Below are 20267 nucleotides of genomic sequence, written 5' to 3' on the forward strand. Positions count from 1 at the left end.
ATCCCTTCCATTGATACCGGATCGCGAGGAGGCCGCATGCGCGGAGCACTGGGATTTGCCGTGACGTCGGCGCTGATGGCGAGCGGCCTCGTCGGCGGCCGGATGATGATGCGCCCGACGCTGGCCGCCAGCGAGCCTCCGGCCGCGTCGTCAACGTCGTTCGACGCGATGATGGCGCAGTCGATGACGCGGATGCACGCCGACATGATGGTCCCGCCCTCGGGCGATCCCGACCGCGATTTCGCCGCGATGATGATCCCCCACCACGAGGGCGCGATCGCGATGGCCAAGGCGGAGCTGCTCTACGGCAAGGATCCGGTCCTGCGTCGCCTCGCGCAAGGAATCGTCGTCGAGCAGGGCCAGGAGATCGATGTGATGCGCCGTGCGCTCGCCAGTCTTCCTAAAGCGCCGCAGCCATCGACTGGTGCGGCCCATTCCCACGACCACAGTGCAGCCCCCGCCGCCATGCCCTCGGAGACCCGCCGATGAAGACCGCCCTGACTATCCTCGCCCTCGCGCTGCTCTCCGGCCCGGCGCTCGCCGGGCAGGCCCCGGGCGCAGCTTCCGCCCCGGACGTGCCGGTTAGCGGCAAGGATCGGTTCTACACCTCCGACCAGTTCTCCAACACGGTCTCGGTGGTCGATCCCGCCGCCAACACCCTGCTCGGGGTGATCCGGCTCGGCGACCCGACGCCGATGAACCTGAGCCCGCTCTATCGCGGGCAGCTTCTGGTTCACGGCATGGGCTTCTCGCCGGACCACAGGACCCTGCTCGCGGTCTCGATCGGTTCGAACTCCGTGAGCTTCATAGACACGGCGACCAACGCGGTCCGCCACACCGCCTATGTCGGCCGCTCGCCGCACGAAGCCTTCTTCACGCCGGACGGCCGAGAGGTTTGGGTGAGCGTGCGCGGCGAGGACCATATCGCGGTGCTCGATGCCGCCACCGCCAAGGAGACCCGCCGGATCACCGTACCGAACGGGCCCGGCATGACGATCTTCTCGCCGGACGGCGCCTACGGCTACGTCTGCTCCAGCTTCAGCCCCGAGACCGTCGTCATCGACACCAAGACCCACACCATCGTCGGCCGCGTGAAGCAAGAGAGCCCGTTCTGCCCCGACATCGCCGCGACGCCGGACGGCAAGCAGGTGTGGTTCACCCTTAAGGATGTCGGCCGCACCCAAGTGTTTTCGGCGCGTCCGCCCTTCGCGCCGCTGAAGACGATCGAGACCGGGCCGATCACCAACCACGTCAACATCGTCTCGACCAAGGCCGGCCAGTTCGCCTACGTGACGATCGGCGGCCTGAACCAGCTCAAGGTGTTCCGCACCGACGACTTCTCTCAGGTCGCCACCATCGCGACCGGCGCCCTGCCGCACGGGCTCTGGCCCTCGGGCGACGGCAGCCGCGTCTATGTCGGCCTGGAGAACGCCGACATGGCGGCGGTGATCGACACGGCGTCGAACACGGTGATCGCTGAGGTGCCGATCGGGCAGGGTCCGCAGGGCGTCGCCTACGTCCCGAACGCCGTGCCGGAGGGCGACGGAAAGCAGAACCTCCAGCCGCTGGGTGCTGCCGGCAAGACCAGCGCGCTGACGCTCACCGGTTCCGATGACAAGCCGGCGACGCAGGTCACCCTGTTCGACCAAGGCGTGCTGCAAACGCTACAGGCCGCGGTCACAGGACTGCCCGCGAAAATGCCCTTCGTGCTGGCGCTCGCCGCCAATCCGAAGGGAGCGACCGGCCTGGAGCCGCTCGCCGCCTTCATGACCAACCCGGCCGGCGCGGCCATCGTCAACGCGATCGGCCCGATCCGACAGGTCACCCGCACGGATGCCGGCGCTAGCCGGCGCTACCTCGTGGTGGTCTCGGGCAAGCCCGGTGAACTCGGCAGTGTCGTCCAGATGCAGACTGTGGATTGATCGAGTGGGGGGCGCTAGTTCGGAAGGCGAACACTCATAAGAGTACCTTGGCGGCGCGAGCCCAGTTTCGATGTCTGCTTTCGAGAACGACGTCGGACTGCTTCTACGGCGCAGTTGGGTCGATAGGAGGCTGTCCGCTTTTCCCGCGGGAGTTCTCCGAAGCGGACCAGTCGCTTTCGGCCCCACTTTGTCACGCCGTACCGCTGGAGCGCGCAACACCGGACATTCGTCTTCGCGCCCATCCCGGTCATTCAGATGGTTCTGACAATATCCCGTAAGTGGACGCTACCAGCTGCGATCGGCCATTCGCATGAGGCGACGCTACGGAACGATATTCCACGGTCGGGCTTGCGTTTAGCTGGGCACCCATTTCTAAAATGGTCTCCATGCCGCCCTGAAGACGAGGTTCGCGATTGCGTTCGACCTTCGGGACGTGCGCCGACAGTAACCTAGCCCCAAGGTGCCGGCTGCAGTCGTCATCGAAAAGATCGGCGTTTTTCTTGATTCATGATCTTCGACGATCCCGCATTCTTTAGGTCGTACCCGACAAGTCAGCCGGGGGTGGCGGGAGAACGACATCAACCCGGAGGGATTAACCGTTCGAGACATGCACCCACTGAGGTGCCCTAAAACTTCGATCAGGGAGGGATCATGAACGCTGAACCCGCGTCGAATCTGCTGCGGCGACCCGGTCCGCCCGAGCCCGTCCACCACGTCGATCCACCCCGGGCGTCCGACCCGCGCTTCACCGAGGTAGTGCCCTACCACGCCCGTCTCGTCTCGCTCTACGATCAGGCCGTCTTCAGCGAGGGGCCGACCTGGTGGCCCGCGCGGGACATATTGGTCTGGTCCGATGTCGAGGGGCGCCGGGTGCTTGGCTGGCACGCCGACGGCTGCGTGCGGGTCGTCATCGACGCAACCCCGTTCATCAATGGCAACACGGTCGACCGGGACGGCAACCTCATCCACTGCGAGCACGGCAACCGCCGCCTGTCACGCACATCCCCGGACGGACACTACGAGGCCCTGGTCGAGACCTACGAGGGCCGCCGGTTCAACGCTCCGAACGACGTGGTCTGCGCCGCCGACGGCGCCCTCTGGTTCACCGATCCAGCCTATGGGCTACGGCTACCCAGGCAGGGGGTGTTGGCCGCGTCCGACCTGGGCCATCACAGCGTCTACAGATTTGACCCGGCGGACGGCTCCGTCAGGCGCATGGCCGACCTCGGCCAACCGAACGGGCTGGCCTTCTCGCCGGACGGGCACACCCTGTACGTCAGCGACACTTCACGGACCGAGGGCGGTGACGGGCACACGATCCACGCCTACGCGGTCGTGGATGACCGAACCCTGGGCGAACCGCGGGTCTTTGCCGAGGTCGAGCCCGGCGTGCCGGACGGGTTCCGCGTGGACCATCGCGGCTGGATCTGGACGAGCTCGGAGGCAGGGGTTCAAGTCCTCTCCGCGGAGGGGCACCGGCTCGGACTGATTCCCACGCCTCAGGTGTGCTCCAATCTCTGCTTCTCCCCGGAGCAGCAACGGCTGTTCATCACGTCCAAACAGCACCTGTACGCCCTGGACCTCGCCGCCCAGTAGATCGGGGTGAAATCACGGCATCGTCAGAACGCTCCGGAAACTCCTAGGAACCTGGGTTCCCACGCGAGGTTGGCCTCGGACTAAGGAAGCCGTGTGCCGGTACACGCAGGCTTCATCCCATGCCGCCCCCGACCACGTTCGCCCAGCGGGCGGCACCAATACCTATTCCGAGGATCCGCCATGGCCGAAGCCGTCGCCGACTTTTTCTGGAAGCGCCTGGCCGAGTGGGGGGTGAAGAAGATCTTCGGCTATCCCGGCGACGGCATCAACGGCCTGCTCGGCGCCCTCCAGCGCAACGACCTGCCGTTCGAGTTCATCCAGGTCCGCCACGAGGAGATGGCGGCGTTCATGGCCGCGGCCTACGCCAAGTTCACCGGCGAGGTCGGCGTCTGCATGGCGACCTCCGGTCCCGGCGCGACGCACCTGCTCACCGGGATGTACGACGCCCATCTCGACCACGTGCCGCTTCTCGCCATCTGCGGGCAGCAGGCGCGCAACGTCAATGGCGCCCACTACCAGCAGGAATTCGACCTCACGAGCGTCTTCAAGGACGTCTCGGCCTACGTGCAGCAGGCGTCCTCGCCCGCGCAGGTCCGCCACATCGTCGACCGCGCCATGCGGATCGCTAAGGCCGAACGGAAGGTCTCGGCCATCATTCTACCGAACGACCTGCAGGACGTTCCCTACGAGGAGCCGGTACGCAAGCACGGCAACACCTTCTCCGGGGTGGGCTACACCGCCCCGAAGGTCGTGCCCTTCGACGCCGATCTGCGCCGCGCCGCCGACGTGTTGAACGCCGGCAAGAAGGTCGCGATCCTGGTCGGTGCGGGCGCCTTGCACGCCACCGACGAGGTCATCGCCGTCGCCAATAAGCTTCAGGCCGGCGTCGCCAAGGCGCTGCTCGGCAAGGCGGCGCTGCCGGACGACCTGCCGTTCGTGACCGGCACCATCGGATTGCTCGGGTCCAAGCCGTCCTCGGACATGATGGAGGACTGCGACACCCTCCTGATGATCGGTTCCGGCTTTCCCTGGGCCGAGTTCCTCCCGAAGGAGGGGCAGGCCCGCGGTGTGCAGATCGACATCTCACCGGAGATGCTGTCGCTGCGGTACCCGATGGAGGTGCCGCTCTGCGGCGAGTCCGCCGAGACCCTGCGTGCCCTGCTGCCGCTGCTGGAGCAGAAGAAGGAGGGTGGCTCCTGGCGCACCGGCATCGAGAAGGGGATGGTCTCCTGGTGGAAGGAGGCCGAGGACCGGGCGATGGCCAAGGCCAGCCCGGTCAACCCGCAGCGCGTCACCTGGGAACTCTCGCCGCGCATGCCCGAGCGGGCGATCATCACTTCGGATTCCGGGTCCTGCGCCAACTGGTTCGCCCGCGACCTGAAGATGCGCCGCGGCCAGATGTGCTCGCTGTCGGGCGGCCTCGCTTCCATGGGCGCGGCGGTCCCCTACGCCATCGCCGCCAAGGTAGCCCATCCCGACCGGCCGGTGATCGCGCTGGTCGGCGACGGCGCCATGCAGATGAACAACATGGCCGAACTGATCACGGTCTCAAAGTACATGCATCGCTGGTCGAACAAGACCTGGATTTGCTGCGTGTTCAACAACGAGGACCTGAACCAGGTGACCTGGGAGCAGCGGGTGATGGAGGGCAACCCGAAGTTCGAGGCGAGCCAGACTATCCCGAACGTGCCCTATCACAAGTTCGCCGAGCTGATCGGCCTGAAGGGCATCTACGTCGATGATCCCCAGCGCATGGGGGCGGCCTGGGACGAGGCGCTGGCGAGCCCCGTGCCGGTGGTGCTGGAGGTAAAGACCGACCCCGAGGTGCCGCCGCTGCCGCCGTTCTTCACGCTCCAGCAGGTGCAGAACTTCATGTCGATGCTCGGCAAGGGCGACCCGAAGGAGCGTCATCTCCTTGTCGACACCGCCCGACAGGTGCTGAGTTCCGTCCTACCGGGCAGCAAGTAGGACGGCTTCTACGGCATGCATGACGATCCGAGGATCGGAACGGTGCGGGCGCGAGCCTACACCGTTCCCACCGACGCGCCGGAGGCGGACGGGACGTTCAGCTGGGACAGGACGACGCTCGTTGTCGTCCATGTCGAGGCCGGGGGCGAGACCGGCCTCGGCTACAGCTACACCGACGCCAGTGTCGCGCGCTTGATTGTAGGCACGCTCGCATCGCGTCTTACCGGGTTGTCCGCCTTCGACATCCCGCGGGCCAATGCCGTGCTGTGGGGCGCCGTGCGGAACCTCGGGCGCTCCGGGCTGGCCGCCACGGCGATCTCGGCATTGGACACCGCCTTGTGGGACCTCAAGGCACGCCTCCTCGACGTATCCCTGGCGAGCCTGTTCGGGCAGGCGCGGGAACACGCGGAGATCTACGGCAGCGGCGGCTTCACGAGCTACGGCGACCGGCAGTTGCGCGAGCAGCTTGCCGGGTGGGTCGAGCGAGACGGCTGCCGGGCGGTGAAGATGAAGGTCGGCAGCGCTCCCGAGCACGACCCGGCGCGCATGGCGGTGGCGAAGGCAGCCATCGGCAATGCACGTCTGTTCATCGACGCCAATGGCGCCTTCACCCCGAAGCGCGCCGTCGCCCTTGCGCACGAAGCACACCGCTACGACGTGGCGTGGTTCGAGGAACCCGTGTCCAGTGACGATCCCGCAGGTATGGCTTCCGTCCGTGCCTCTACGCCTGCCGGCATCGAAGTCGCCGCGGGCGAGTACATCTACACCTTGAACGATTTGCGTGGACTGCTCGACGTAGGGGCAGTCGACGTGGCCCAGGCGGACGTGACCCGCTGCGGCGGCTACAGCGGGTTTCTGAAGATCGCGGCCCTGTGCGAGGCGGCGCATATCGATCTGTCCGGCCACTGCGCCCCCGCCTTGCACCTCCCGGTGGCGGTTGCGGCTCCCCGCTTCCGACACCTCGAATGGTTCCACGACCACGTCCGCATCGAGCGGATGCTGTTCGACGGGGCGCCCGCACCGCGCGATAGCGTGATCACCCCCGATCTGACCCGGCCGGGACACGGCCTCACCCTCAAGACCCGGGATGCCGATGCCTATGCCGTCTGATCGCGGCCCACCCCCGCCGAAACGTCAACATGCGCCAGGCATGAAGCGGCGCGTCGCACCTGTGAGAGTTGAGGCGGCCGTCCACCCGGTGGTGGTCCTCGCCGCGGTGGCGGCGGGGGCCGGTTTGTTGACCTGGTTCGCCGCCGGGCGTTCCAAGCCCCTAGGTCACGCCGCCGGCGGCCGCAGCTACAGCCCGCGGGGGCGCGAGGTCACCGCGAGCGCGGCACAGCGCCTGAACCACGCCTCGACGATGCTCGCCGCCTCGGTACTGTTCGATTCCGGCCTGGAGCACTACCGCGGCCAGTTCTTCAACCGGGCGATGTACACGCCCATCGTCGTGTCCAGCGTCATCCTGGCGGCGTCCCTGCACGGGGCCGGCGACACCGACCCCGGCAGCTCCCGCGTCCGGCACGGGGTGCAGGCGCTCGCCGGCCTGACAGGGCTGATCGGCTTCGGCTTCCACGCCTACAACGTCGGCAAGCGCGAGGGTGGGTATTCCTTCCAGAACCTGTTCTATTCCGCCCCCATCGGCGCGCCGATGGCTCTGACGCTGGCCGGCGTCCTCGGGGTCATCGCCGAGCGCGTGCGCGACGCCGACCCCGACGAGCCGCGGCTCGGTGGCTTGCCGGCGGGGCGCTCCCTTGCAGTCGCCACGGCGGGCATGCTCGCCGGCACGACCCTGGAGGCCGGGCTGCTTCACTTCCGGGGTGCTTTCCAGAACCCGGCGATGTTCGTTCCCGTCACCCTGCCGCCGCTTGCCGCCGCCCTTCTCGTCCGCGCCGCGACCAAACCGGAGGGAGCGAGTCAATCGGGCGCCAAGTGGGGGATGTGGGCGGTCTCGGCGATGGGCGTCGGTGGCGTCGCGTTCCACGGCTACGGCGTCGCCCGGATGATGGGCGGCTGGTCCAACTGGCGCCAGAACCTCATCGACGGGCCGCCTCTGCCGGCCCCGCCCTCCTTCTCGGGGGTGGCGCTCGGGGGGCTCGCGGCCCTCGAACTCATCGAACGCAGCCGCTTCCGCTTCTGACCCGAAAGATCATCATGCGTCCGAGACTGGACCTTTATCCGGGCTACGACGTGCTCGCGAAGCGCGACGGCCCGTCCTGGAACGCCAAGACCCGCGAGGTTTTGGAGGAACGGCTCGCCATCGGACCTGAGACGCGCCGCTTCTTCGACGAGGCCGAATGGTCGACGATGAAGTCGCTGGCCGAGCGGATCGTCCCGCAACCCGCCGACCGGGGGGATCCGGTTCCGGTGGCCGCCCTCGTGGACCACAAGCTCGCGACCGATACCCGCGACGGCTACCGCAACGCCGAAATGCCCGGGGAGCGCGAGGCATGGCGCCTGGGACTGCGCGCCCTCGATGCCGAGGCACGGGCACGGTTCGGGGCACGCTTCCACGAACTCGGCGCCTGGGCGCAGGACGAGCTTCTGAAGCTTGCTGAAAAGGGTGACCTGACCGGTGCGGTCTGGGAGGGCATGCCCTCGAAGCTGTTCTTCCACCAGCGCGTCCTCGCCGATGTGGTCAAGGCGTACTACGCCCACCCCACGGCCTGGAACGAGATCGGCTGGGGCGGCCCGGCGAGCCCGCGCGGCTACGTGCGCATGGATTTCGACCGCCGCGACCCCTGGGAGGCCGCCGAGGCCAAGCCCGGCCGCGAGGACGAGGCCTACCAAGAGAACCTTCGGGTCGGTCGATAAGGATACCTCCGTCCATGCGCATCCCCGGCCTCGGCAACGCCGCCGACAACCCCAAGCACGCCACGCCCGGCGACGACCCGGAGCACCATCCCCGCGCCCGCGACGGCCGCGCGCCCAACGTCATGCGGATCGGCGAATGGGTGCCGATGCGCCAGCACCGGGACGAGGAGGAGGTCGACTTCGCCATCGTCGGCACCGGCGCGGGCGGCGGCACCCTGGCCTGCCGGCTCGCGGAGGGTGGCGTGTCGGTGGTGGCCTTCGACGCCGGACCGTATTTCCGGCCGCTGGAGGATTTCGCCTCGGACGAGAGCCATCAGTCCAAGCTCTACTGGACGGACGAGCGCATCGTCGACGGCGAGAACCCGCTGCAGATGGGCTCGAACAATTCCGGCAAGGCGGTGGGTGGCTCGACCGTACACTACGCCATGGTCGCCCTGCGTTTCCGACCGGAATGGTTCAAGACCCGCACCCTGATGGGCTACGGCGCCGACTGGCCGCTCGATTGGCGGGAGATGTGGCGCTACTACGATCAGGTCGAGGACGACCTGAAGATCTCCGGCCCGGTCTCCTACCCATGGGGACCGCACCGTCGCCGCTATCACCGCCGTGCGCACGAGATCAACGCCGCCGCCAAGGTGCTGGCCCGGGGCGCGGAGGCGATGGGCATCAACTGGACGCCGACGCCGCTCGCTACGGTCTCGGCGCCGCACGGCGACGCACCGCCTTGCGTCTACCGGGGTTTCTGCACGCTGGGCTGCTCGACCAACGCCAAGCAGAGCGTGCTCGTGAGCTACCTGCCGCGCGCCCTGAAGGCGGGCGCCGAGATCCGCGACCTCGCCATGGTCGGGCGGATCGAGACGAGGAATGGGCGCGCCACCGGCGTCCACTACTTCCGCGAGGGGAAGTGGCGGTTTCAACGCGCGAAGAACGTCGTGGTGGCGGGCTACGCCATCGAGACGCCGCGGCTCCTCTTGAACTCGGCGAACCAGGAGTTCCCGGACGGCCTCGCCAACTCCTCGGGCCTCGTCGGCAAGAACCTGATGGTCCAGGGCAACCAAGCGGTCTGGGGCGTCTTCGACGAGGAGATCCGTAGCTACAAGGGCCCGCCATCTCTGGCGATCAGCGAGCACTGGAACTACGACGACAAGGGTCACGGCCCCTTCGTAAAGGACTTCTTCGGTGGCTATTCCTACATGAGCCAGGGGCCGCTGCCGCAGCTCTGGGCAAACACACAGGCCTCGGCGCACGGCCTGTGGGGGGAGGCGCTCGTCTCGGAGATGCAGCGCTACAACCACGTCGCCGGGCTCAAGGTCGTCTCCGAGTACATGCCGCAGGAGCGCAACCGGGTGACCCTCGCGGACGTGAAGGATCAGTACGGGCTGCCGGTGGCGCGCATCACCTACTCCTGGTGCGACAACGACAAGGCGTTGAACCGGCACGCGCTCAAGTTCATGCGCGAGGCCCTATCGGCCGCGGGCGGGCGCGAGGTCTGGGACCAGGGTGATGACACCTGCCACCTGAACGGCACCGCCCGGATGGGGTCCGGCCCGCGGACCTCCGTGGTCGATGCCGATTGCCGGTCCTGGGACATCCCGAACCTGTACGTCTGCGACGGTTCGGTCTTCCCGACGGTTGGGGGGGTCAATCCCTCGCTCACGATCCAAGCGGTCGCGTTGCGTACGGCGGACCGGATACTCGCGAGGAGGCGGTGACCGGCTTCGCGTGTCGATGACGCAAATTCATACGCCGGTGATGGCTACGCGCCGAACTATAGGTACGGTTGCCGGGCCTACGGCTACGGTTACTGAGGCATTGCGGAGTCATCGGAGGTTCGAGGCCAAATCGTCAGGATGGAAACGAAAGGGGCGACTGACAGCCCCTCGGTCGCCATTTTCCGTATGTGGATGGGGCCATCGTTCTTGTAGTTCGCGCCAGGAGACCTGCGACCGTCCATCGCTTATGCGGGTGATCCGATGCCCGCCTTTCCCGAAAAACACGCCTTCAATCTTCGGCGCGTGCCGGAGGCGAAGACAGCTTGCGCCGCAACTCCCCCAACGCCTCATCGCCTTTCCCGAGATTCAGGCCCATGCCTCCGAGAATCTCGCCCGCCTTCGTAAACTGGACATCCGGGTAGGCGACGATCTCCAGGCGGTTGCCCCAGGGGTCGAGGAAGTTGAATGGGCGGTCCAGGACCTTCGCACCCGCTTTCTCGGCGAGTTCCATGACGCCGGTCCGATCATCGACGACGAGTCCGAAATGCCGCTCCGTGTCGGCCGGCTGTTCCCGCCCGGCCGACAGGACGAGGAACTGGTCGCCCATGTCGAGGAAGGCCATGACCGTGCGGCCTGCCTCATCCTCATGGGTGCCCCGGAGCTCGAACGAGAACACGGCCCGGTAGAACCCGAGTGACTCCCCGATATCTCCGACCTCAAGCGCGACGTGGTTCAGCCCGACGAGGCGAGGCTTCGAGGTGGTCATGAGCTCATCTCCCGCATGGATGCCGAGTGCGCGCGCGCGTCGTCGACGGCGCGTCGCCGAACGTAGGGCACCGTCGACCTGGGCGGCGGAATAGGGCTTCCGCACCAAGTCGAAGCCGTGGGCGTCGTCCTGCGCCAGCACGTGGCTGTAGCCGGACGTCAGGACCACCGGCAGGCCGGGGTGAGTCTCCCGCAGCCGCTTCGCCAGCTCGAAGCCGCCCATTCCCGGCATGACGACGTCCGAGAACACCGCGTCGTAGCGGGACGGCACCGCCTCGATCTCCGCGAGCGCCGCCTCCGCGGTCTCCGTCAGGATCGCGCCGTAACCCAGGTCGTGCAGGATCTGCGTGCAGAAGCGCCCGATCTCCACGTTGTCCTCGACCACCAGGATACACCGGGCCTCGTCGTCGGCCTGTGCGTCGTCATGGACGGCGTCCTCGACGACGTCCATGACCGCCTCTTGGCCCTGCGGCAGGTACAGCGTGAACGTGGTCCCATGACCGACGACGCTCGCGACGTCGACGTCGCCGCCGGACTGCTTCGCGAAGCCGATGACCTGGGAGAGGCCGAGGCCCGTGCCCTTGCCGACCTCCTTGGTGGTGAAGAACGGCTCGAAGATGCGGGCCACGTTCTCCGCCGCGATTCCCGCGCCGGTATCGCCGACGCCGAGCGTTACGAACGGCGTCGACAGGCCAGCGTGGCCGCGGATCGCCGGCTTCTCCCTGCCGCAGGACAGGGTGAGGGTCAGCGTGCCCTCGCCGTCCATCGCGTCGCGGGCGTTCACTGCGAGGTTGACGATGGCGGTGTCGAACTGGCTGGCGTCGGCGTGCACGAAGCAGGGGCACTCGGGCTTGGTCGTCACGACGCGGATGCGGGCCCCCGTCAGGGTGTCCAGCATCGTGGCCAGACCGACGAGGCGGGAGCCGACGTCGAAGGTCTCGGGCCTCAGCGGCTGCCGCCGGGCGAAGGCGAGGAGCTGCCCGGTGAGCTTCGCCGCCCGGTCCACGGTGTCGGACACGGCGTCCATGTACCGAACACGCCGTTCCTCCGGCAGGTTCGGCCGGCGGAGGAACTCGACCGACGACCGGATGATGGTCAGGAGGTTGTTGAAGTCGTGGGCCACGCCGCCGGTAAGCTGCCCGATGGCCTCCATCTTCTGGGCCTGGATCAGGGCGTCCTGCGCCTGGGCGAGGTCGCGGGTCCGCTCCTCCACCCGCCGTTCAAGCGCCTCGTTCATGGCCTGGAGAGCATCCCTGAGCCGTCTCTCTCCGACGATGCGCCGCTCGACGTCACGCGCGAGGCGGAGGGCGAGCGCGGCGAGGCAGATCGCGAGCACCGTGACGAGGAGAGCGGTCCCGGTCTCGGGCTCCAGCAGGTTCGAACGGACGGCGTAGATCTCCAGCGCCCCGAGCAGCAGCGGTGCGACCACGACGGCCGGCAGGAGGACACGCGCGACCTCGCCGCCGCGGAGTACGGTCGCGACCCACGGCCCGTGCGGCCTGGAGAGCAACACCCCGGCCGACAGCAGGCCCAGGGCCAGGGCGCTGAGCAGCGACATGCGCGAGAACGGGCCGCCCTGATGGAGGGCGCCGACCCCGTAGACGTAGCCCAGGCCGCCGACGGCGGCGGCGACGAAGGCGAAGGCAGCCGTCGCCACGCCGAGGCGGGTGAATGTCCGGCCTCGCGCGTCGCCGAGGATGATACCGGCCGCGGCCCCCAGGACGCAGGCCACGGTCGCGAGCGACATCCCGTTGTCCGGCCCGAGCGGGCCTGACACGAGCCGCTGCAGCCAGTCGTCGAGCCGGAAACCGTGCGGACTGGCGTACTGGATGCCTCCGCCGGCGGCCACCGCGACGGCGACGACGGCGAGCCAGCGGCCCACAGACCTGTCGACCTCTCGCCCCTCGGGCTGGGCCGAGAGCAGCAACGAGACCGACAGGATCAGCACCGCGAGGGCGGTCAGCGCCACCATCGGCGCCTCGCCCGGTAGGATCGTCGTCAGGAGAGGCAATCGGAACGCCCAGCCCGAGGCGACAGTGATCGAGACCGCGATGCCAAAGTAGGCGAGCGCCCGGGACATGGCCCTTGCCCTTGCCGCGGGACCCGCCGCAGCCGTGTTGTCCGCTCGTCGAGGAACCTGTGCCAACTCTATTCCCGTCCGCAGCCTGGCCTTGGGAGAACGCACCGGCCCACGCGACGTTCGCGGTCGCGCCTTCTTGGTGCCGCGGTTGCCCGAATCCCCCAGATCCGGCCGGGGAGGAAGCCGTCCCCTTGTCGGTGGCGAGGCAACAGAAGGAAGGTTAGTCCGCTCCATTCAGTAACAGGCCAGCGCAGGTCAAGCTGCTCGGCTTCCGGTCCGCTCCCGTCCGTGATGCCAATAGGGTGTAAAATGCCAACAACCCCATTCATGCCCGGGACCAGATTATTCCCGCCCCCTGAAACCTTCCGCGGCGAGCCTCCGTACAGGTCGGGGTACGCCCGGTTGGGGCGTGGCGCGGCGCCTCGCCCCGGCGCCCGGAGAGTTGCGCCCATAGGCCACTAATCAAAGAAATTAATTCGATAAATCAGGAACTTGTGACGTATTTCCCTTCTTGCTCCACTGTGCGAAAGGGAAATTCTACCCTGTAAAGGAGATACCGAATGAAGATCACCACCCTCGCGCTCACCGCCTCGGTCCTCGGAAGCCTCGCGCTTGGAACTGGCGCCGCCTCGGCCGCCCCGATGGGCCCGAACGGCCTTCAGGCCGGCCCGGCAGGCATCACGCAGGTCCGCATGACGCACAGCGAGCGCATGATGATGAAGAAGCGCATGATGCATAAGAAGATGATGAAGCGCCGGATGATGAAGCGGAAGATGATGATGAACCGCATGTAAGCGGCCATCCCGAACGCGGCGGCCCGACCCTCGGTCCGGTCGCCGCGCCCCTCGGTCCTCAGGACGAGCCGCCCTTGTGCCCCGCACCTACCTGACGCGCTCCGCCCCCGACACCGGAGAGGTCGAGCATCGGCGCTGGATGTTCAGGCACCCCGCCGTCATCCGGATCACCCACTGGGTCAACGCCCTGTGCCTGCTCGTCTTGCTGATGAGCGGCCTGCAGATCTTCAACGCCCACCCGGCCCTGTACTGGGGCAAGGTCTCGACCTTCGATCACCCGCTGCTGTCGATGACCTCGACTGACGACGACCCGCCCAAGGGCGTCACGACCTTGCTAGGCCACAGCCTCGACACCACCGGCTGGCTAGGCTCCTCGCCCGGCGCTGACGGCGAGCCGGCCGACCGCGGCTTCCCCTCCTGGCTGACGCTTCCCAGCGATCAGGACCTCACGGGAGGGCGCTCCTGGCACCTCTTCTTCGCCTGGGCCTTCGTCCTGAACGGCGCCCTGTACCTCCTGTACGGGCTGCTGAGCGGCCAGCTTCGCTTTCGCGTCGTCCCGCAGCGCGACCAGGTCCGGCATTTCGCCGCCTCGGTGTGGGAGCACGTGACCCTGCGTTTCCCGCAAGGCGACGAGGCCAAGCGCTACAACGTCATCCAGAAGCTAACCTACGCCATCGTGCTGTTCGTGCTCTTGCCGATGCAGGTTCTGGCCGGGCTGGCGATGTCTCCAGCCATGGACGCGGCGTTCCCGTTCCTCCTGACCCTGTTCGACGGGCGGCAGTCGGCCCGCACGGTCCATTTCGTCGTGGCGGCCCTGCTGGTTCTGTTCGTGGTCGTCCACGTTGCCTTGGTCGTGCTCTCGGGGTTCTGGAACAACATGCGCGGCATGCTCACCGGCTGGTTCGTGATTGAGCGCAAGGTCGAGCCCGCATCGGCGGACCGCGCGGGAGACCGGGCATGACCCGGAAGCCCAGCCGACGCTCCCTCCTGCTCGGCGCCACCGCCGCGGCCGGAGCAGCGATGCTCGGAGGCTGCGACCGCCTCGGCGAGGCCGACTGGTTCCGGCGCACGCTCAAGGCCGGCGAGGACGCGAACCTGTTCGTGCAGCGGCTGCTCCTCACGGAGCGAACGCTCGCGCCCGAGTACGCCGAGGCCGACATCTCGCCGTGGTTCAAGCCGAACGGCACCGAGGATCCGCCGGACCGGGCCTACAAGGCGCTGGAGCGGCGCAAGTTCGCGGACTACCGGCTGGAGGTGTGCGGCCTCGTCGAGACCCCGCTGAAGCTTTCCCTGGCCGAGTTGCGCAAGCTCCCTTCCCGGACGCAGATCACCCGGCATGACTGCGTTGAGGGATGGAGCTGCATCGGCAAGTGGACCGGCGTGCCACTGTCCGAGATCCTGGACCGGGCACGGCTGAAACCGCAGGCGCGCTACGTCGTGTTCCGTTGCGCCGACACGATGGACCAGGGCGAGGACGATGGCGCCGAGGGTGACGGGACGGAGGACGCCTCGTCCGGCGGCAACGCCAACCCCGCGATGACGAAGCAATCGGGCGGGGGTGAGGACAAGCGGGATTCCGGAGGCCAGCAGGCCGCCGAGGGAAGCTCCACTGGCAACGACGCGCCCATTCGCTACTACGAGAGCATCGACCTCGTGGACGCCTTCCATCCCCAGACCATCCTCGCCTACGAGCTGAACGGGAAGACCCTGCCCGTGGCGAACGGCGCTCCCCTGCGGCTGCGCCTCGAACGCAACCTCGGCTACAAGCAAGCCAAGTACGTGATGCGCATCGAGGTGGTGGAGAGCTTCGCCGACATCGGCGAGGGCAAGGGCGGATACTGGGAAGACCAGGGCTACGCTTGGTACGCGGGAATCTGACCCGCTGCGGCGATCAGGGGTCGGCGCATGCGCGGGAGACTAACTCTCGGCGATGAGATCCTTGATGCGGGTGGCAAGGGTTTCCAGCACGGACGGCTTGGTCAGGACCTGCATACCGGGGCGCAGGTAACCGTTCCCGAGCATGGCATTTTTTTGCGTAGCCGGTGATGAACAGCACCTTGAGATCTGGGCGACGCTCGCAGCCGGCATCGGCCATCTGGCGCCCGTTCATACCCCCTGGCAGACCGACGTCGGTGACCAGCAGGTCGATGCGCACGTCCGACTGCAGCACCTTGAGGCCGGCGACGCTGTCGGCCGCCTCGATGGCGGTATAGCCGAGATCCTCCAGCACCTCGGTAACCAGCATCCGCACCGAGGGCTCGTCGTCGACGATGAGCACCGTCTCGCCCTGGCCCGCCTGTTCCACCTCGGCGAGCCTGCGCACGACCTCGTCCTCGTCGGCCTCGCCGTAGTGCCGCGGCAGGTACAGGCAGACGGTCGAGCCCTCGCCGACCTCGGAGTAGATGCGCACCTGCCCGCCGGACTGCTTGGCGAAGCCGTAGACCATGGACAGGCCGAGGCCCGTGCCCTCGCCGGTGGGCTTCGTCGTGAAGAACGGCTCGAACACCTTGCCGATCAGGTCCGGGGCCATGCCGGTGCCGGTGTCGGTCACGCAGACGCCCAGGTACTGGCCGGGCGCGAGGTCGTGCTGGCGGCCGCCGGCCTCGTCGATCCAACGGTTGGCGGTCTCGATGGTGATGCGGTGATGTCGGACGGCGGCATGGCACTCGCAGGACGCGGCTTCCGCGCGTGCACGGTCCGGCAGCGTCAGGCGCCGGTGGCCGATCTCGATCAAACCCTCCCGATGTATGCGCCCGAGCACTTCCGTAAGGTAGGCGCGGCGCACCCGAGCATGTCGGCTAGGATCTCACGGGACACCGGTAAGTCGGGCGTGCCGAGGCGGTCCTGCCGGGTCAGGAGCCAGCGCAGGCAGCGTCGCTCGATGGTATGGGCGGCGTTGCAGGCGACCGACTGCAGCACCTGCGCCAGCAGGCAGTCGGCGTAGCGCACGAACAGGTCGCGGATGGCCTTCGAGGCCTGCTTGGCCTCGGACAGGCGCGCGGCGTCGATCCGGACGACCGGGCCGCCGACCTGGACCGCCTGCCCGAACGCCGGCAGGTATCCATGCCTGACGACGCCGCGCATGGCGCCTTCGCGACCGACCGTGGCGGTCTCGACGGACTTCCCGTCCATGAGCGGCACAACCAGGATGACGACGCAGCCGTGAGCCGGAAAGGTGACGTGGCTGACGTCGTCGCCGGCACGGAACAGGACGTCGCCCCGTTCGACCTCGCGCCGCTCGGCGTGCAGAGCCGGCAGGTTGCGGTCGTCGGCATCGAGGGCTTCGAGCAGCAAGTTGCCGTCGATGAAGGGCGGATGTTCACGGGGGGATGGTCGCAGCGCTGGTCGTCGGGTTGCGAACTAGCGGATTTCCTGGCGCGAAGAAGTCCGATACCTGACGAGTGGAGCCAAAGTCGTCCAAGGAGGCGCGACTTTTTCCCGGGGCGACGGACGTTTCGTCACCTCCGAAAAGCCAGGGGCGTTGGAGGAGTTCAGGAAGTCGATGCGGCGGAGGCGGGGACCTGTCTGGCCATGAGCGGTGCAGGCAGACGGAACCGGAAGGTCGTGCCACGGTCGACGGCGCTCGTCACGGTCAGCACGGCGCCCTGTCGCTCGACCAGGTCCCGACACAGCAGCAGGCCGAGCCCGCTTCCCCGCTCGCCAGCCGTGCCGTTCGTGGTGGTCCGCCTGTCCAGCCGGAACAGGTCGTCGACCTTGCCTGGCGGCATGCCGACCCCGGTGTCCGTAACGGAGATCTCGACGTCGTCCCAATCCTGGCGGCCCGTGACGGAAATGGTCCCGCCGGGCAGCGTGAACTTGACGGCATTGCCGACGAGATTGCGCAACACCGTGGTCAGCATGTCCCGCTGTGCGCGAACGATGATCCCGCCACAGGAAACCTCGATCTTCAAACCCTTGTCCGAGGCGGCCTCCGCCGCGCCGCGCACCACCTCACTGGTCACGGCGTCGAGGTCGACGTCGGTCAGGGTGACCGCCATCGTGTCCATCTGCAGGCTCGCCCAGGAGAACAGGCTTTCCAGCAGGGCGTAGGCTTGCGTCGCCGCCTCGTGGATGCCCTTCGCTCGCCGTTCGATGGAGGCGGGGTCGCGGGCCGCGACAGCCTTGCCCAGCACCTCCGACAGCCCGAGGAGGGCCTGGAACGGGTTGCGCAGGTCGTGGGCGATGATCGAGAACAAGAGGGACTTCTGCCGGTTCAGCGTGTCGAGTTCGAGGGATTTCGCCTCGGCCTCCCGCCGCGCGGCGGCAAGCTCCGCCTGAAAGGCCCGCCTCGCTTCGGCGTAGCGGATAGCCCTGGCTAGGCCGGACGGCGTGACCTCGGCCTTGTCGAGGTAATCCAGCGCGCCGGCCCGCATCAGCCGTGTCGCGAGCTCCGGGTCGGCCTCGCCGGTCAGCATCAGCACCGCCCGCGCATCGCCTTCCGCCGCGAGCAGGGTCTTGAGCAGTGCGAAGGTATCAATACCCGGAAGGCGGTAGTCGAGCAGGACGCAGTCGAAGGCCATCTCGGCGGCGAGGCGCTGGCCTTCCTCGCCACCCGACGCCTCGGTCAGCGTATGCTTGAGCCCGGACTTGCGCAGCGCCCGGCGCACGGCCGCACGGTCGACCGCATCGTCGTCGATCAGCAGGATGCGGGTCGGATTCGTCACGGGTCGACTATGCAGGAAACTCGACGACCTTCCAGTAGTGCTCCAGCAGCGCCACCGCCTCCATGAAGGTGTTGGCCGGGTCCCGCTTCACGATGTAGCCGGCGACGTTGTGGCCGTAGGCACGCATCCGGTCCTCGTCGGCCTTCGACGTGGTGATCATGAACACCACCGCCGAGCGCAGGTCCTCGTCGGCGCGCACCGCCTCCAGGAACTCGATGCCGTTCATGCGCGGCATGTTCAGGTCGAGCAGGACCAGGTGCGGCTTGGGCAGGCGCTCGCGCCCGTTCTGGCCGCGCAGGATCTCCAGGGCCTCGATGCCGTCGCGGGCGACCGTGATCGGGTTGCCGATCTTGCTCTTTTTGAACGCCCGCTTCAGCCCCTGCACGTCGACCTCGTCGTCGTCGACCAGCAGGATGTTAACCGTCGATCCCATCCGCCCGTCCCTTCCGGCCGTCGAGCGGCCACGTGAAATGCACCGCCAGCCCGCGCCCGTCCGGCCCGTCGGCGAGCCAGACCTTCCCGCCCTGACGGTCTACCAGCTTGCGCACGATGGCGAGCCCCATGCCGCTGCCCTCGACCTCGTCGCGGGGCTTGAGCGTCTGGAACATGCCGAACACGCGCTCGCGGAACTGTTCGGGAATGCCGGGGCCGTCGTCTGTCACGACGAACTCGACCACGTCCCCTGCCGGCCTCGCCTCGACCCGGATGTGCCCCTCGGCCGGCCGGTCGTGGTGCTTGATGGCGTTGCCGATGAGGTTCTGCAAGGCCTGGGTCAGCGGTGCACGCGCCGCCTGTAACGTCGGGAGGGACGCATCTGCCGTGATGGCGAAGCCTTCTGGAGGGCTTACCAGCACGGCGAGCTCATCGACGAGGGACTTCGTGTCCACCGTGTCCATCGTCGCATCAGCCCGCCCGGCCCGTGAGTAGGCCAGGAGGTCGTCAAGCAGGCTGTCCAGCCGGCGCACACGGCTTTTCAGCAACTCCATGTTTGTCTGGACGTCGCCGGTCAGCGAGCCTTCCAGGTCCTCCTCGATCCACCCGACAAGGTTCTCGATGCCGCGCAGGGGCGCCTTCAGGTCGTGGGAGGCGACGTAGGCGAACTGCTCCAGTTCCTCGTTCGAGCGGCGCAGGTCGATGGCGTGACGGGCGAGGCGGCGCTCCAAGCCCTTGCGCTCGGTGATGTCGGTGTTGGTGCCGAACCAGCGCAGGATGGCGCCGTCCGGACCGCGGTAGGGTGCGGCCAGCGACAGGAACCAACGGTACTCGCCGTCGGTGCCGCGCAGCGGGAAAGTGTCCTTCCACGGCTCGCCGGTGCGGAACGCCTCGCTGATGAGCGCAACGACGCGCTCGACATGGTCGGGATGGTGGACGTCGCGCCAGCCCCAGCCGCGCATCTGCTCGATGGTGGTGCCGGTGTAGTCGTACCAGCGCCGATTGTACCAGATGATGTCGCCGTTCGGCTCGGCGACCCAGGCCATCTGCGGCAGCGCGTCGGCGAGCGCCCGGAAGTCGTCCGCAGTCAGGTTCGCGGCTCGCTCCACGCAAGCTCTCCTTGGTCGATAGATTGGCGGGGAAGATGACGCCCGCCCACTTCGGTATAGGCGTGACGCCCCATGCCGTGACAAAGCGGTGGCGGCAAGGCCTGTCGTAGCGTGATTGAATTGACTAGCCGTGGTCGCGTCGACATCTCCGCGGCAGCGGGCCCGGCTCACTTGGACCGCGAAGCGACGTGGATCGGGATGCACGACGGGGAATACGGTTCGATGCGCCGCTTGCTGGACGAGGCAGTCGGGCGTGAGTTTCATGCCGAAGCCCTGGTGGACCTGGCGGTATGCAGGCCCGGGGACATCCACGTTCCAACCTTGTGCGTACTGGTTCGCAGCCAGCGCATCCGCGCCATGGAGTTGCGCGGTAATGCGGCCGCCCTGCTTCGACCGCGAGGCGTCGGCGGAATC

Annotated in this window: 16 protein-coding genes and 1 pseudogene; 11 read left to right on the forward strand and 6 right to left on the reverse strand. The window is 67.7% G+C overall.

From position 1 onward, the window contains the following. Positions 1-36: 36 nt before the first annotated feature. From BKE41_RS25420 to BKE41_RS25455, 8 genes are all read left to right on the forward strand, one after another. The gene (locus tag BKE41_RS25420) at positions 37-489 is read left to right on the forward strand and encodes a DUF305 domain-containing protein (RefSeq protein ID WP_007557739.1); all 453 of its coding nucleotides are present in this window, start codon (positions 37-39) and stop codon (positions 487-489) included. After that, entirely contained in the window at positions 486-1922 is a 1437-nt protein-coding gene (locus BKE41_RS25425; protein ID WP_007557737.1) for a YncE family protein, read from the forward strand. Before BKE41_RS25420 ends, BKE41_RS25425 begins: the two co-directional genes overlap by 4 nt. Positions 1923-2573: 651 nt before the next feature. After that, positions 2574-3518, forward strand: coding sequence for an SMP-30/gluconolactonase/LRE family protein (locus tag BKE41_RS25430; RefSeq protein ID WP_043074855.1), 945 nt, complete (start codon positions 2574-2576; stop codon positions 3516-3518). A 180-nt stretch (positions 3519-3698) separates the two neighbouring features. Next, positions 3699-5486 (forward strand): thiamine pyrophosphate-requiring protein, encoded by a 1788-nt coding sequence (locus tag BKE41_RS25435; RefSeq protein ID WP_043074856.1) that lies wholly within the window; start codon positions 3699-3701, stop codon positions 5484-5486. 15 nt (positions 5487-5501) lie between these two features. After that, a complete protein-coding gene (locus tag BKE41_RS25440; RefSeq protein WP_071000262.1) occupies positions 5502-6596 on the forward strand; it encodes an enolase C-terminal domain-like protein in 1095 nt (364 codons plus the stop codon). 40 nt (positions 6597-6636) lie between these two features. Next, positions 6637-7623, forward strand: a complete 987-nt coding sequence (locus tag BKE41_RS25445) for a hypothetical protein (protein WP_236961837.1) — start codon at positions 6637-6639, stop codon at positions 7621-7623. A 14-nt stretch (positions 7624-7637) separates the two neighbouring features. Beyond that, the gene (locus BKE41_RS25450; RefSeq protein ID WP_043074858.1) at positions 7638-8297 is read left to right on the forward strand and encodes a gluconate 2-dehydrogenase subunit 3 family protein; all 660 of its coding nucleotides are present in this window, start codon (positions 7638-7640) and stop codon (positions 8295-8297) included. Positions 8298-8311: 14 nt separating this feature from the next. Next, positions 8312-10009 (forward strand): GMC family oxidoreductase, encoded by a 1698-nt coding sequence (locus BKE41_RS25455; protein ID WP_071000263.1) that lies wholly within the window; start codon positions 8312-8314, stop codon positions 10007-10009. 289 nt (positions 10010-10298) lie between these two features. Here BKE41_RS25455 and BKE41_RS25460 read toward each other — a convergent pair whose 3' ends face one another. Then, on the reverse strand, positions 10299-12854 hold the full coding sequence (locus BKE41_RS25460) for an ATP-binding protein (protein WP_071000264.1): 2556 nt from the start codon (positions 12852-12854) through the stop codon (positions 10299-10301). Between the two features lie 560 nt (positions 12855-13414). On the opposite strand from BKE41_RS25460, the gene BKE41_RS25465 reads away from it, so the two are divergent. The 3 genes from BKE41_RS25465 (at position 13415) to BKE41_RS25475 (ending at position 15526) form a co-directional block, all read left to right on the forward strand. Next, complete coding sequence (locus BKE41_RS25465) at positions 13415-13648, forward strand: hypothetical protein (RefSeq protein ID WP_043074859.1); 234 nt, start codon at positions 13415-13417, stop codon at positions 13646-13648. Positions 13649-13724: 76 nt separating this feature from the next. Beyond that, positions 13725-14609 (forward strand): cytochrome b/b6 domain-containing protein, encoded by an 885-nt coding sequence (locus BKE41_RS25470; RefSeq protein ID WP_236961835.1) that lies wholly within the window; start codon positions 13725-13727, stop codon positions 14607-14609. Then, positions 14606-15526: a molybdopterin-binding protein gene (locus BKE41_RS25475; RefSeq protein WP_043074860.1), complete on the forward strand. Its 921-nt coding sequence runs from the start codon at positions 14606-14608 to the stop codon at positions 15524-15526. The genes BKE41_RS25470 and BKE41_RS25475 overlap by 4 nt, the downstream gene beginning before the upstream one ends. A 39-nt stretch (positions 15527-15565) precedes the next feature. Here BKE41_RS25475 and BKE41_RS25480 read toward each other — a convergent pair. From BKE41_RS25480 to BKE41_RS25500, 5 genes and pseudogenes are all read right to left on the reverse strand, one after another. Beyond that, a pseudogene (locus tag BKE41_RS25480) lies at positions 15566-16289 on the reverse strand (response regulator); the annotation flags it as partial. 89 nt (positions 16290-16378) lie between these two features. After that, positions 16379-16942, reverse strand: a complete 564-nt coding sequence (locus BKE41_RS31785; protein ID WP_071000265.1) for a Crp/Fnr family transcriptional regulator — start codon at positions 16940-16942, stop codon at positions 16379-16381. A 197-nt stretch (positions 16943-17139) separates the two neighbouring features. Further along, positions 17140-18312, reverse strand: coding sequence for a hybrid sensor histidine kinase/response regulator (locus tag BKE41_RS25490; RefSeq protein WP_071000266.1), 1173 nt, complete (start codon positions 18310-18312; stop codon positions 17140-17142). A gap of 7 nt (positions 18313-18319) precedes the next feature. Beyond that, positions 18320-18745, reverse strand: a complete 426-nt coding sequence (locus BKE41_RS25495) for a response regulator (RefSeq protein ID WP_043074862.1) — start codon at positions 18743-18745, stop codon at positions 18320-18322. Next, entirely contained in the window at positions 18729-19853 is a 1125-nt protein-coding gene (locus BKE41_RS25500; RefSeq protein ID WP_043074863.1) for an ATP-binding protein, read from the reverse strand. Before BKE41_RS25500 ends, BKE41_RS25495 begins: the two co-directional genes overlap by 17 nt. Positions 19854-20267 lie beyond the last annotated feature (414 nt).

Source organism: Methylobacterium sp. C1 (genome assembly GCF_001854385.1).
GTDB classification, from domain to species: Bacteria; Pseudomonadota; Alphaproteobacteria; order Rhizobiales; family Beijerinckiaceae; genus Methylobacterium; species Methylobacterium radiotolerans.